At 29.9% G+C, this 16214-nt stretch carries 8 protein-coding genes; 1 reads left to right on the top strand and 7 read right to left on the bottom strand.

The genetic code is table 11. From position 1 onward, the window contains the following. Positions 1–426: 426 nt before the first annotated feature. Positions 427–6696 carry an autotransporter-associated N-terminal domain-containing protein gene (locus FVE75_RS05515; RefSeq protein WP_172618786.1) on the bottom strand — a complete coding sequence of 2090 codons (6270 nt, stop codon included), beginning with the start codon at positions 6694–6696 and terminating at the stop codon, positions 427–429. 394 nt (positions 6697–7090) lie between these two features. On the opposite strand from FVE75_RS05515, the gene FVE75_RS05520 reads away from it, so the two are divergent. Beyond that, complete coding sequence (locus FVE75_RS05520; protein WP_147005592.1) at positions 7091–7648, top strand: DUF5362 family protein; 558 nt, start codon at positions 7091–7093, stop codon at positions 7646–7648. A gap of 239 nt (positions 7649–7887) precedes the next feature. Here FVE75_RS05520 and FVE75_RS05525 read toward each other — a convergent pair whose 3' ends face one another. The 6 genes from FVE75_RS05525 to FVE75_RS05550 form a co-directional block, all read right to left on the bottom strand. Further along, on the bottom strand, positions 7888–8790 hold the full coding sequence (locus FVE75_RS05525; protein ID WP_232052457.1) for a cell division protein FtsZ: 903 nt from the start codon (positions 8788–8790) through the stop codon (positions 7888–7890). A 162-nt stretch (positions 8791–8952) separates the two neighbouring features. Next, a complete protein-coding gene (locus FVE75_RS05530) occupies positions 8953–9345 on the bottom strand; it encodes an SMI1/KNR4 family protein (RefSeq protein WP_172618787.1) in 393 nt (130 codons plus the stop codon). 13 nt (positions 9346–9358) lie between these two features. After that, complete coding sequence (locus FVE75_RS05535) at positions 9359–9997, bottom strand: HNH endonuclease (protein WP_147005595.1); 639 nt, start codon at positions 9995–9997, stop codon at positions 9359–9361. Between the two features lie 196 nt (positions 9998–10193). Continuing rightward, positions 10194–13241, bottom strand: a complete 3048-nt coding sequence (locus tag FVE75_RS05540; RefSeq protein ID WP_147005596.1) for an ATP-binding protein — start codon at positions 13239–13241, stop codon at positions 10194–10196. 12 nt (positions 13242–13253) lie between these two features. Next, entirely contained in the window at positions 13254–13805 is a 552-nt protein-coding gene (locus FVE75_RS05545) for a hypothetical protein (protein WP_147005597.1), read from the bottom strand. A gap of 18 nt (positions 13806–13823) precedes the next feature. Continuing rightward, positions 13824–16187: a dynamin family protein gene (locus FVE75_RS05550; protein WP_147005598.1), complete on the bottom strand. Its 2364-nt coding sequence runs from the start codon at positions 16185–16187 to the stop codon at positions 13824–13826. Positions 16188–16214: the final 27 nt, after the last annotated feature.

The following is a 16214-nucleotide window of genomic DNA, read 5'->3' on the forward strand; positions in this document are numbered from 1 at the left end:
AAATCATTTTTATAGGAAATTCTATGAAATCAGTAATTTTTATACAATATATTCTTATTAATTTTATGCATTTACTTCCTAACAAAAAATATTTAGTTAAAATAGTTATTATAAAATCGCCGTAATTCTTTAATTTTAGTTTATCTATTTAATTCAGATGTAATATTAAATTACATCTGTTTTTTATAAATTTATTATAATTGCGATTATATTTTAATCAAATTTTATATCTGTACTATTATATCAGATAATTAAAAAAATACAACTTTTTTTATGAAAACATTATATAAATCTTTTATTTAAATTATAACTTATTTAGTTTAAACTTTAGTTAAATAAAAAAACAGCAAAACCGAAATTCTGCTGTTCTTAATTTTTTAGGGTATTTTATACCTAAAACTATTATTTTTTCAAAATTACATAGGCCTAGTAAATAGCTCTGAATCCTATTCCTGCTCTTACATTCTTACCTTTAGTGTCATATCCTCCATTTACTGTTACTCCGAATCTTGTGTTGTCCACTCCGATATTCAGGTCAAACTTACCGTTTCCTTTTCTATCGTCTTTTTCTCCTCTGATTCCGAACCAGTCTGCTGAAGTATATCTAACTCTTCCTTTGTTGTTTACATCTCCAACTTTTCCTAGTTCATTCTCATAAGCTGCAGTCAATCCTACTGATAAGTTAGTTCTTACTGCTAGTGGTTGAATAAATTTGAATTCCATTCCTACTTCTGGTTTAACAGAGAAGTAATCGTTTCCTTTAACTTCTAGTCTCATTTCCCCTCTGTCTTCCTTGATGCTGTTAAATCTTCCGTATTCCATCTTCAATGCTCCATAAGGACGGAAATGTGTTCTTTCGCTTAATCTTATGTCATATCCTAAGTCTGTTTTTAAAGCCGCTCCATAAGAATTGTAGTTAGATTTAGCTTCAAATATATCGTCTACAACAAGGTATCTACGTTTCATTTCGTTTATACCTGCAAACACGTCTCCACCAATTGTCCATTGTAATGATCCGTTATGATCGCTGCTAGGTGACATCTTTTTGAATACCCCTAATTTAATCATAGTTTGGTTTTCTTTTGATTTACCAATATCTTTGAATTTGAATCTGTTATTTACAACCCCTGCATACCATCCGTCAGAGTTACCCATCTTAATTTTTTCATCTTCGTGAACATAAGCCACTCCAGTAACATTACTTGTATAGTCAATAATTCCTGCAGTATCTGTGCTGTATTCATCTCTCATACCAAATACTTTGATTTTGTTATTTTGTTTAGATGGATTTCTCCAGTCTCTTTGAAGGTGATTTAACTCTTTATCTAGTAAGTTTCCTGTAGCGTTAATTCTTTGTTGAAGGTTTCCGTATTGGTGTCCCATCATTTCATCAAAAGCTTGATATAACAACACTTCTTCGTTATTTCCTATTCCATTTAATTTTTGGAATAATTGATTTTCTCTTGAACCTAAGGCTTCCACACCATATCTTTGTTCCAGTCCGTCAGCAAAGTTAAATGTATCAGTGCTATTTACTGGTGACTCCTCTCTTCCTGTCCATTCTGTGTACGGAATTTTAGCCATATATAGACTTGTTATTACTCCGTTTGAATCCAATGTTGGAGTCGCTATCCATCCTATTGAGCCCGAATACACATTCCACTTGATATTTGGATTGTTTAACATTGCTATTCTATATGGATTTATTATGTTAGGATCATTTACTAAAATGTATTTGCTAATTGTTGATTCTGCAGCTTCAGATCCAATAATTAAATCTGCTTCACTTGTCAAATTTTGCAATCCGTCTATTGATTTTGTATAGTTAACCCCTGAAGTATTTATATATAATCCAATGCTAGAAGCTGATACAGATATTGGATTTTTTGCCATTGTATTTACAACTACTGGTGTTTGAGGTACTCCATTCACAGTAATTGTAGCAGTTGGGACTCCCGCAGGTGCATCAATTTTTACTCCTCCTACTCCCTTTCCTGTTGCAGGCACTGTATATTCATAAATTGTATCTTCATCTTTTGTGCTTCCATTTACTTTTATAGTTCCATAGTTTTCCACTGTTCCACCTTTTAAGTAAACTCCCACACCGTTTTTCGCATTTATGTCGATAGTCGCACCTTTATTATTTATCAATTTTGAATTTTTTCCAAGATATACTCCAACTGTATTTGTGTAAGTCCCTGAACCTGTTGTAATTGAGTTATTGTTTATTGCAGTTGCTCCATTATCAGCATAGATACCTGTTGTGTTACTTGCGTTCAACACGATATTTCCGTCATTTGTCGCTGTACTTCCCGCACCACTTGCATACATACCGATACTATGTTTCCCGTTTACATTAATTGTTCCTTTATTTATTATGTTACCTGTATCAGTTGTTTCATATCCTGCACCCATACCTATTGAGTACAGAGGAGCCAGATTACCGCTACTGTCAACAGCTGAAATATCTGATTCTCCTACTGTGATTGTTCCGTTGTTTGTTGCAGTTCCGCCTTTAATACTGTAAACTGCCACATTTCCCGAACCATTTGAAAAATCAATATTTCCATTATTTGTTACTGTTCCAGCTGAATAAATACCGTAATTTTGTCCTCCTGTAGAAGTTATATTTGTAGAATTTGTTACTGTTCCTGATGTATCACTTGAATAAACGTATACATTCTTATCTCCTAGTCCTACATTTGAAATTTTAGAATCTATTGCATTTCCTGTCCCAACATTTACAAATCCAAATGAATTGTTTCCTATATTAAATGCAGTTCCACTATTTGTAACAGTCTGTCCGCTTCCTACTGTGTAAACCCCAACTGCTTCATCTGTTCCTGTTGTTATTGTTCCACCTGTCAAATTTACATTTCCACTTTGAGAATATATTCCAATTGCTGCATTTCCTATTTTCAAGTTACCTGAATTTTCTGCATTATATCCATAAATCCCAATTGTATTATTTCCAGAATCTATTGTTCCAGTATTTTCAAGTGTTACAGTATTGTGCTCAGTGTAAAGTCCAACGTTAGGGCTAGTAATTGAAGCTGAATCTCCCAATGTTATTGTTCCACTGTTCTTGGCTGTATATCCTGGTGTTCCAGTTGCATATATTGCTGTATTTCTATCACCTGTCATAGTGATTTTTCCTGTATTTTCCAGTATTACCCCTGGAGAAAGTGCCGCATCTGGTTTGTAAGAAATTGCAACCGAATCATTTCCTGCTGATTCTATTAATCCTGGATTGTTTATTGCCTGTGTTGTAGAACCTTCTGAATACAATCCTGTTGAATTAGAACCTATTGTAATTTTACCTGCATTTTCAATCAATGAATCCTCAGTTCCATAGATAGCTGTTGACTTATCACCAATTGTCATAACTCCTGTTGCTTTGTTGTATAGTTCTCCAAACTTAGCATACATTCCAGTAGAACCTGCACCACTTAAATTAATTGTTCCTTCATTTGATAATGTAACCTTATTTCTTGCATACAGACTCTTGTTATTTTCCTGAGCCATTGCAACCTGATTAGCCTGTGTTCCTGTAATAGTCTTAGTATTTGCATTCGTTATTGACGAATTTGAAATTTCAAGCTGATTGAATGCATCGTTGGCATCATCCAAGTTTACATCCTGATTAATTGTAAGGTTACTTAAGTATAGCATAAATGTCTTATAGTCAGTTCCATTTATATGTGCTCCTGTAGCTTTTGAGACAGCATCTCCTGTTGTATCAGACAAGTCCATTCCAACATTTTGAGCAATAAATAGTCTTGACCCCTGCTTCATATCTAGCGTAAGATTCCCTAAAGTTGTATTTGTTCCATCTCCAAAATTATTTTTTGCCCATCCTTCAATTTGAGTTTTTCCAAAGTTACCGCCATTTCCTACATAATAAAAGGCATTTCCTCTGGTATTAGGAGTAGTTCCACCTTCAATAGTCGCATTCATCTTTCCATCTATAGCAACTTTTCCTGAACCATCTTCACCAAGATAGAATAGTAATGATTTTTGCCCTGTAGTTGCTGTTCCTGTTCCTTTTAATGTAATCTTACCTTTATCAGCATCATAGTTTACTGCTCCCTCATATGCTTTTACAGTGTGGTCTCCAACTTCCAGTGTGGCATTTTCACCTGAATATACCCCAATTGATTCTGCTTCTTTTACATTAGCGTCCACATTTATACTGTTTGTACCGCTGCTTAAAAGTTTTGAATTTTTACCGGCAACAATACCATAAGAACCCTTTTTAACTTTATTTCCTGAGCCATCTAAATATTCATACACTCCAGCAGAACCACCTGCACCATCATTTACTTTTACAGTTCCTGTGGATGTCGTTGTTACATCAGCAGTATTAGTTGAATTATCTCCAATAACTAATCCTGTAACTCCATTTCCTTCAGCTGTAGTAGTTCCACCATAATTTAATGTACCATTTGTAATCAACACACCTGTTGAATTATCACCTTTTACACTAATATCACTTGTTGAAGCAAGTGTTCCCGATGGGTTACCAGTTCCTTTAGTCATATATACACCAACATTAGTTGCTGTTCCTGTTCCCTTCAACTCAATTTTTCCTGAGTTATTAAGCTGTCCACCACTAGTTGCCATTCCAATTCCATTGATAATCGTATTACCGCTTATTGTTTTACCTGCATTATTTACAACATCCGCATTTACCCCAACCATTCCTATTGATGAATCGCCATCTAAAGTGATTGTTCCATTATTTATTGCTTTAGGTGTTCCAGGTGCATCTGTTGATACTGACCCTTTACCTACTCTCATAGCTATATTTTGTCTTTTTTCAGTACTGCTGACATTAATTGTTCCAGCTGCATCATTTGTTATATCATCAGCAGCATTCGCAATCAAAACCATACCGGTATTACCTTTACCACCAGAAACATTTATTATTCCATTATTTTTTACTCTTCCTTGATATGCTCTTATTGAAGTAGCATTGCTATAATTAGAATCTTCTATAACTGCTATTCCTGATGACAATGAATTTACTGGATTATTCTTGGAATCAACTCCTGCATCCCCACTTACATTAAGTATTCCAGTATTTTCCATCGTACTATTAGGTGCTACACGTGAAGACCATTTCATACCATAGCTCGCTGTACCGCCTATATTCATCTTATTTGCATTTGTAACTTCTACAAGCGAAGGTGAATCAGGAGCATAAATTTGAATTCCTATTGATTTTTCACCACCAAAATCAATTGTTCCATTATTTGTTAAAACATATTTACTATTAACTCTTCTATCGTCATTCTCAAAAGTTAATATCATACCAATTTTATATCCTGTATACCCAGCAGCAGTTCTATTTATATCAACAGTTGTCCCACCTAGTAACGGTGCAAGAGTTAACGGTGCAGAAGCTCCTTTGGCTAATCCACCAATAGTTGCAAGCGTCGTTTCAGAAGCATCTGTTATTGTTCCTGTATTAACTATTTCTCTTTTACTTCCATTTGGCCCGTAATATGTATCTGTTTGAACTTCAAATCCCACTGTCAAAGGTCCAACCAAATTAACTGTTGCTTTGTTATCAAGTTTAACATCTGTATTTGCTGGTGCATTATCCATTGTAGCTGCCCGAGAACCACCAACTAAAAAATTTTGTGCATTATATCCTCTTCCCGCATTTCTTTCAGATTGTTTTTGAGTTTCATTAAGTGGATTTTCTGAATTAACTGTTAAATTAGTTGTTAAATTGTAATTTGTTTCTGTATCAAAGTATGATTTTAATAAAACACTTCCTGTATTATTCCAAGAATGTCTTAATGACGGATAACCATCTCTAAGTCTTCCTTTAGTACCTGGAGCATTAGCTAAAACCGAAAAAGCATTAAGATCAAAATCATAATTATAAGCTCCACCATTTACGCTACTTCCACAATCTGCCATATAATTACAGTAAGAACCTAGCTGTATATTAAAAGTCGGTGGTGCTGGTAATTCTGGCAATTCTGGCAACCCAATAACTGGTTTTGGTGGTGTAAAGCTAATTGTTTCTGGTAATGTTGGTGTAACCACACTTTTTGCCGCTATTACAATTGGTGATTTATTTACATTTCTTGGACGTATTCCTGCACGTACTTCAAAAGGTATAATTGGCTCTTTTACCGATTTTACACTGGCTATACCATATCCTTTTGCTGAACCTGAAGCAGAATTTGCTTTTCTATTTTTGTCTAATAGACCATAGTTACTACTGTCTGGTGATATTGCCCTTTCATAAATATTAGAACTTCTTTCAAATATACCTTCATAAGGGTATTTTTCTTTTTTATCTCCTCTTCCTTTGTAAGTTCCATTCCAATTATTATTAAAATAATTAATTCCATATTGCCAGCTGCTCCAAGGAGATTTAACAACATGATCTCCTTGCTCCATTAATTGAATCAGTTCAAGATTCGTACTTTTTAATAATTTACTATTCTCTCTTCGTGTTTCTTTAACCTTTTGATGTATACTTTTTATTGAAGATGAAATCTCCTGTTTTTGATTTTCTGTGCTTTTATCTGTAGTTTGCGAAAACAAATTACTTGTAATCGATACTACCCCTGTCATTAAAAATGTGACCAATGCAGAATCTGTGTATTTAAAATCTTTTGTTTTTTTTGCAAATGCACGTAAATCTTTTTGCAAATTTCTAAGATTATTTGTCATCTTTTTACCTTGTATGATAAATATATAATTAACTATATAAAATATCATACTCTCCTTTCTTTTTTATTAACTTTTTTTAATTAAATTTAAAATTATTACATTTACATACTTTTTATATTTAGTTCTTTAATATCATAGCTATTATTTGTAATAAATTCAAATTTTTTCACTTATTTTTATTTCCAATTTATTTTGATTTAATATATTTTAATATTAGAAAATAATAAGTTTAATATATTTTTTTACAATTTAACTCCTTAGTCACTATTGCATCAAAATGTATTAATATGTATAATAAAGAAAAAGTCATTACTTTTTTTAATTTTGAAAAAGAATTATATTGTGCTATAATGTATCTTAGAATGTAAAAAATATATAAAATATGGAGGTTTTTATGGATTTAGAAAATAAAAAAAGTGACGAGGATTTCTTAGCCGAAGAAAAAAAATCTGAAAATGAAAAAAATGAACGGCATTTTAATAACGTTGAGTCATTAAATAAAATAAGAAATGAAGTAATTGGTAATTCAAGCATTGAACAAAACAGATCAAATAATTTTGAATCAAATTCCAGCAATACAAATGATTCAATTACACTAACTTTGGATGCACTAACTACTAAAAATATGAAATTTATGGCAACAGTTATAAAAGTTTTCTCAGTATTAGGAATTATTGTGGGAGTTTTCCAAATATTTGCATTCTTTATTGGAATCCTAACAATTATAATATCACTAAAATTCCTTAAATCAGCAAATGCTTTAGAAGAAGCTCTACTTATGAAAGATGAAAACAAATTAAAACAATACTTTAATGAGCAATCTAAAGCCTTGAAATTATACATTATCTTTATAATTGTCAGTATTGTTATATGTATTGTTGTTTACGGATTTATCATCGCTGCATTTATATCGGGGGTTTTAAATAATTCTTCTTACTACAATTCATACTAAAAAATAGAATTTTACATTATAATAGGAAAAGCTAAAAATTAATATCTGCTTTTCCTAATTTTTATATTAGTTTTCTTTATTCTTTAAATTAAGACTAAGATTTTTTGAAAATAGAAATGATATTAAATAGAGTTTAGTGCCATAAATTATATAGTTTCTCAAAAAAATTATAATCATTCTTAATTTCCTTACAAGAAATTTAATAAAAGATTATGATTTCACGATTATAAACAAAACAATTATACACTTGATATCACTACTATCTTTATTTTCCCAACATCTCTATAATTTTGATTAAATATAACTCCCCATATCAAATTAACATTTTTATCTTCTATAATATTTGAAATTCTTTCTGTTATCTGCCTAATATATTCTAATGAAACATCTTCTGCTGCAATAAAATTTATAAGAACTCTTTTAGCATCCTCTAATTTCCCTTCAAATAAATTATTTTTCTTTATCTGTTCAATTATCTTATCAACAGCATTGTCGCCTTTTGCTTCTCCAACACGAATAATGGTATCCTTTGAATCTTGAAGAACTGATTTTACATCCAAAAAGTCAATATTCATAAATCCAATTTCCGTCAGAATATTTACAATGCTCTCAATACCTTCCTTTATAATAAAGTTAGCTTTTTTATAGGCTGTTTCAAGAGAATTTTTGCCAACATAATTATACAGCTTTTCATTCATAACAACAATCATGCTATCTGCAAGTTTTTCAATCTTCTTAATACCTGTATTTGCAATCTTTAAATTCTCGAATCCTTCTAGATAAAATGGACGTGCGATAATACTGACAGTAAAAATTCTCAATTTTTTTGCAACTTCAAGAATAACAGGCATTATTCCACTTCCAGTTGCCCCTCCAACTCCTGCAGTCAAAAATAGAATATCTGTTCCCTTAAGCAATTCCCGAAATTGATTTTCACATTGAAGTGCCACTCTCTCGGCCTGCTCTCTGCTGCATTCCTTAACCCCGGTATCTAAAAAAATCTTTTTTTCAGCATGACTTCGCTCATAATTCTTACTATCTGTATCAATTGTTATATATTCAACCTTTCTTACTCCTGAAGCTATCATAAAATTAACAAAATTTATCCCCATCCCACCAATTCCAATAACTTTTACACTCATTTTATCCTTCATACTAATCCCACTATTGCAAATACAAAGTATTGCAAAATCTCCCTTCTATTGAAAATATTTAATTTTGAAATTATTTTTTGTTTATAGATGTATTTTAGCAGATTAAAAGAGGTATTTCAAGAATGAAATTTAATAAAATATTTTTTCATGTTAATATAATTTATTTAAAAATTCAGAAAAATTATCAGCTACAAATTCTTTTTCTTGTGTTTCATGTAAATATAGGATAACTTTTTTATCATCATCTAAACATAAAACATTTCCTGATGGATCCAAACCAAAAGGAATTAAATTCATACGAAATAACTCTTCAAATTGATAAATATTTTCTTCATCCTCTCTATTGTATGATATTAAATCTTTAAAAATTTTCTCCTTCGATACTTCAGTATCAAAAATATTTTTATTAGGATAACCAGCATTGTTATTTTCTATACATCCTTTCAAATCATTTGGTAATAAAACACTGTATTTTTTTTCTATTTCTTGTATTTCCTCTTTATTTTCTAAGGGAATTACATATTTCCAATTTATATTATTCATATTCAATCTCTCCTTATCTATTTTCTTGTCCTCCACCCCATATAGCTTTACCACCTGTATGTGCAGTCTTATTATGTACATCTGTTTTTACTAGTTGCATTTCTCCAATTTTTTCATTATGATGCCATGTATATCCTCTTGGTGTTTCCCCATTTTCTATCATTTCAAGTTGTTGTTCATTAAAGTTTTTTCTTAATATTTCATCATTTTGAACTGTTTCTTTTAATTTTGAATTACACTCTTTAAATTGATTCTTATCTGTTGCATTGTAATTTTCTTTGGACAACTTAGTATCAAATACTGATTCAAACTCTGGGAAAACACCTTCAACTTTAAGTCCACCTACTTCTATACTTTTTTTGTTATAGGCTACTAGTGTAGTGTCATGTTTTATTCCTTCAAGCCATGAATTTAAAGTTTTTAACTGAATTGTTCCATTTTTATCTTTAATAGCATTTTCTATTAAAGAATCAGACATACCATTTTCTTTCAGAATATTTTTCTCTTCATTAGATAATCCTATTTCCTTAACTATAGGTTCATCCAATTCACTCGTATTCATATTTTTATTTTCTACAGATTTTGCAATTTCTGCCAGAGAAGACTTTTCAATCCCTGCTTCTGACAATTTTAATACCATAGATTCTATCATTTTATATTACCTCCTGTAACAACAAATTCTCTCCATACAGAATATATTTCAAGGGCATCTTTACCTTCTAAAGAAAATTCTTTCATTAAACTTTGAGAAATAGCTAATTTTAATTCATTATCTTCGATTTTTACACTTCTTTCAATTAAATTTACTAATTCCCTATTTAAATCTTCAAAATTACTTCTTGTAATAATTAATTTTTTAAATTATTCTTATCAACAATTAAATTAGTAACCATTTTAGATAATTTTTCAAAATTATTGTTTTTCCATATTTTTAATTTTTCAGTTTTTCTGTATTCATCTAAAAGTTCTAAAACCTCTATTTTCTGTATTGTTGATAATTTAGACTTAGTTAAAGTGTTGTCTATATACTCAATATTAGGCGTAATTTCCTGATTAACTTTAGTTTTTAATAATAATTTCAATAATTCTTGTTTTAATTTACATTCATCAATCTTTTCTGTATATTCTCGAGTATAATTATACAGTTCTTCTTTTCCTTCAAATTTATTAACTTTACACAATACAGGCTCTATCCAATCATTTTGATAAACTACAGCAACTCCTTTAGGTAATTTTGCAATTTCATCTAACTGTTCATCTTTTAAGGCTGCAGCTTTACCAGCCAATCTTCTATCAACCTCATCAGGTAATCTCATAATAATCTTTGTATTTGTATTTCTGATTGCTGAAACATCAACTGCATTAGGAGATTGATCAGCTATAATAAATCCTTCTCCATAAGTTCGCATCTCCGCTATTGCATTTGATAGCATTTCTACTGATTTTCCTGAAACATTGGAACTTTCTGAATTTTGTTCAGTTGAAACTCTTTTTAGTATATTGTGAGCTTCTTCTAAAACAGTAACATGTTTTAGTTTTGAATTCATTTCTGTTGCTTCTGACATTCTGTATTCATTCAATCTCATCACAAGTATTCCCATAATAAGTGATTTTGTTTCTAAAGAACCAATTCGGCTTAAATCAATTATAACATTTTCATCAAATAATATTTTATTATCTATCTCATCCGAAGCAAAAATTTGACCATTTAATCCATTAGTTAAAGATTTAATTCTAGTTACTAATGAACCGATGTAATTCCCCTTTAATTCCTCAGAATATGCTGAATTTTCAATAACAGTCCACAATTCTTTTTCTAAATCAGCAAACGTCGGGAATAACTCATCCGAAATTCTATTTACAGATTCCACTAAATCCCATCCACAATCTTCATAAGCACTTAAAACTGCATCTTTTAATACAGCAGGCATTGCCGCATACATTGGCCAGCACACATTAAATATTTCTATTAATCTATCCACATGCTCTAATACATGAACAGATTTTGGAAATTTAAATGGATTAATTCTTAATAATTCACTAAAATTAGGATTAGTTCCCAATACAGTTACGTTATTTTTATTCCCAAAAACATTTTTGTATTCCCCTTTAGCTGGCTCAATTATCATAAATTTTATACCAACTATATCTAATTGATCCAATATTTCATATATTGTATTACTTTTACCAGATCCTGTTGAACCTGTGATGAAAGTATGCATTGCAAGGCTTTCTCTATTTAATCTAACCTTAGTCTTTGTTTCTGTACCCATATTGTAAATATTTCCTAAATTTATACTTCCAAAAACTTTTTCATTATTTGATGTCATAACTTCTTTAGCAAAATCTACATGTTCAATAACAGGAAATCCAGGAACAGATTTTCTCGGGAAACCAATATGTAAAGCTAATTCATTACCACTAACTGTTACAGTTGGAGTTACTGGTATTGCGATTTGGGAAATATTGTTATATAAAAATAATGGATGATAAAAGTTTTTTATATATTTTCTTATTTCATTAACTTTTTCCTTATCACTCCATGAATTTACAGCAGAAACTTCTACTCCTGTATTTGTTCCACTCATTAATGCCTTATAAGTAGAAGCTGCAATTTCTGAAGTATATGAATTTTCAGAAACAAAATATGCCGCACATTCCCATAATCCTAAACTTTCAAATTCTTTTATTCTTTCAAATTGAATATCTAATTTTTCTAATATGTTGGAAATACTTTTATTTTCAATATTCATTGTTATATTTTGAGAATTTCCTCGTTGCATTCCTTTTGTTTCAGTATTACTTTGATTCGTTCCATAAGTATCGCCCATACTGGTTCCAGAAGTATAAGAATGATTTTCTGAAGTAGATTCTGTTGTAGTTGTTCCTTTAGTATGCGTCTTTCCAAATCCAGCACCTAAACTATTTATTCCCATAGAAAGTACACCAGCTCCTATCAAGCTAGCTCCTCCTGTCATAGGAGCTAACAATAAACCTGCTGTACTTACTGCCATTGAAGTTACGCCTGAAATTTTACCAATAGCATCTTTTTCAGTATAACTTTCTGATTTTGATGTACTCTGCGAAGTTGTCTTTCCGTAAGTCTCAGATGAATTTGTAGTATAACTTTTACTTTCTGATTTTCCTGTTGTAAAAGCATTAGCAACATTTATTGACTCGTTTACAGAATAATTTACTTGAGATTTTGAAAATGGTATTAATTGGGTATAGATATTTTCATAGTTCTTTCTTATTTCTGCAAGTTGTCCTTGTTCTACTCCATTTGCAATTATTATTCCTGTATATTTTTGATTTTGCATTGATAATGCCAATTTTTCTAGTCCTTGCACAAATGAAACGTTATTTTTTTCATCTATTTTATCATTTGCAACACACGAAACAGCAGAAATGTTATTGATTTTAATTTTATCTAAAACATTCTGCATTTTATTATTTGTGTAATTTTCTGTCTTTATACCAGGAAATTGCCCATTTAACGCATTTTTTAAAGTATCTCTTAAAGAATTTATAGTGAAATTTGAATTTAATGATTTAACTCCCATATAAAAATCAGTTTTTTCTCCATCACTATCTATTATAATGAATATAGCACATTTCATAGAAATCAATGAATTATACACACTTGCAAACTTATAAGTTGAATATTCGTCTTTTTCATATATCATTTCAGTAATTTTAAAAAATCTTATAGTATCAAATAAATCTTCATTTTCGGAAGAAAACGGAACTACTTCTAAATCTTCCAATTTTGTCAGATAATTTTTTAACAATACATCATCTACAATTTTAATGGCATTATTAAAATTCTCCTGAATAGATTTTTGTTCAGGTATATAATTATTTTTAGCTATTGTTTGCAATTTATCGTCATACATTTTTTACACTCCTTAATTATTATCATTAAATAGAATTATTCCACCTGCTACCAATACAGCACCACCAACAGCACCCACAACAAATGATTTTGCCACAAGTCCGCTTAATAATAATACTCCTCCAACTCCAGCTACGACCATACCTGTCTGTTTATAATTTATTGAATTATTTCTATTATTAGTTGTTTTCTGGAATCTTACGGAAGATTTATTAGTAGTATTTCCATTATTTGCTTTACTTCTATCTGAATTTGTCGTTTTCCCAGCAAATAAATGCTTTCTAACTTTTCTTAACAAATTCATTCTTTCTCTTGAAAAATTGAACATCAAGTCTTTCAGAAGTTGTTTATAGTATTCTTCTGTCCAATTTGCTACATTCAAATCTAATTTCTGATTATCCTGTTCTTTATATAGAGCATTTCCTATATTTTCTTCTGCATATTTAACCATTTCTTCACCTTCATTTGATTTAGGCGATACTGTAAAACTTGTATAAATCTGTGTTCTTACTCCATTAATATTTCTTTCACTAACTGCCTTTAAAAATTCTGAACTCAACATCATTTTTATCACTCCTTCTTATTATATTTCTAAAATTCCATTTACTCTATTTTGAATATTTTCTAACCAAGCTAACTTACTATTATTTTCATTAATTATATTTTCCAAATTATTATTTTCGCTTGCAAATCCTTTTAATTCCTCTAATTTTTCATTTAATTTACTATCTAATTTATCTGCTTCTTTTCTAAAGTTTCTTTTAATCTTTGTAATTGTATCATCTATATATTTTTCTGTTTCTTCTGAAATTTCAAAAAAATGATTAATTGGCGAACTGAAATATCTTTTAGCAAATTCCTCGCCTTTAACATATCTTATTTCTTCATAAATTTCTTCTTCAACATAACTAGGCTCCCAAAATTTAATCCAACCAAAAAAACCGCTCTTTTTCTGATTTTTTACTGTCTTAGTTCTTCCAGTAGCAACACTCTTTTCTTCAGCAATACTTTCAAATATTAAATTTGCATTCATAGAATCTATATCTCCTGAAATGAAATCCAATGGATCTATTTCAATATTTGCAATTTTAATATCTTCTGATAAAGATTTTAACTTATCTTTATAGCTTTTAACTAACTTATCATACATATTTTTTACTTTTTGTTCTACCGTTTCTTCTAATTTTATTTGTACTTTATTGTCTAAATTTTTAGTTTTTGTTTCAAATTCATTAGTTTTTGACTCAATTTGATAATCTCTAAATTCTTGTCCTTGTTGTCCATATATTATTTTTTGAATTTCTTGTTGAACATTTTCAAAAATAGGTCTGATACTTTCTTTTATTTCATTACCATTTAAACTTTCTACCTCTTCCAAGAATTTTTTACCACCTTCAGCATCTTTTAATTTATTCTGTATCTCATCAATAGCTTTAGTTATTTCAGCTTGTTTTTCTCTATTTGATAAGATTTCTTGTTTTACATTTTCAAATGACTTTGCACTTTCCAGTCTTGAATGAAATGTTTCATAAATATTTTTTATTTTAGCTGTTTTAGAATATTTTTCAACATAAAGTTTTATTGCTTCTTCAATAGAAACTATCCCAGAATGTATTAATGCTTCCCGCTTCATTCCTTCTGATTTTTCTTCTTTATCTTCACTAGAACTCAATTCTTTGGCTTCTTCTATTTGTTTATTAAGTTTGTTTCTCATACTAGGAGTTGCTGGTGCATATTTTTCTAAATGAAATTCTATATTTTTATTCATTTTTTTTACTTTATTAATTACATCTCTTACATTATCATCCAATTCATCTAGTTCATCTTCAGAATATCCTACAACTCTATGATTTTTTAAAATTGTTCTTATATCTAATGCCGTTAAAGCCGAAGCTGGATAAACATTAGGATTTTTTATCCCCTTATCTTCAAGATATTTCTTTACTTTTTCTATAGAACTTTCAACATCATCTTCTCCTTTTCTAAAGTTATCCAATTTATTTACAACAAATATATATCTATCTTTAGATTGTTTACCACCAACTTTCATACTGTCAGCAACCATTTCTAATAAATTGCTGTCATCGTTTACTGCCAATTGAGTTGCATTCAAGACATATAATACCAATGTTTTTGATGTTTCATTTAAATTTCTCATTGTCATTCTCTGATGTTCAGCATCTCTTGAATTATTTGGACCTGGAGTATCTACTAATACTAATGAAGTATCATCCGAAGATACAAAAGGTATATCGCCATTTATTTCTATTCGTGAAACACTTGAATCTGAATTAAATCTTTCCATATCCTCTAGTTTTAAATTTGGATTGCTCTCAATACGAATATTATTTTTATCAAAAATACTAGCTTCAAATATATCTTTATCTTTATCTGTAATTTCAGTTACTATTGCAGTACACGCTTCCTGTTTTGCAGGCATTAATTTTTTTCTTAATAAGGCATTTATTAAAGTTGATTTTCCAGCACTCATTGTTGCTATTACATTTACTGGGAATTTTTCACTTAATGCCATTTCAAAAGAATGCTTCAAAGATTTGTCATTTAATTCTTGAAAAGGTCCATTTTGAATATCATAAAATATTTCTTCAATTGCTTTTTCTTTATCGCCTAATTCCTGTACGGCTTCATGTATTACATGCATTCTCACATTTTCTGGAAACACTTTTCCATTCTCTGTTTCTATTCCTTCTCTTCTAGCATTTTCAACAACAAACTCTACATCTTCATAATCTAAACTAGTTCCTTTAAATGTAATTTCAAATTCCTCTTCCAACGTATTACATTCTTCAAACAAAATTCTCGGAAAATCCTCAATCCATTCTTGTAATCTTTTATCAGTTAAATCTAATACTTTTAATTCTTTCCCCTCCAACATAACTTCTGTTTCTACTTTATATGGGTTATATTTGATGTATACCTTTTTCATTTTTTTCTTTTTCCTTTCTCTAAAAAA

Source organism: Leptotrichia hongkongensis (assembly GCF_007990635.1).
GTDB classification, from domain to species: Bacteria; Fusobacteriota; Fusobacteriia; order Fusobacteriales; family Leptotrichiaceae; genus Leptotrichia; species Leptotrichia hongkongensis.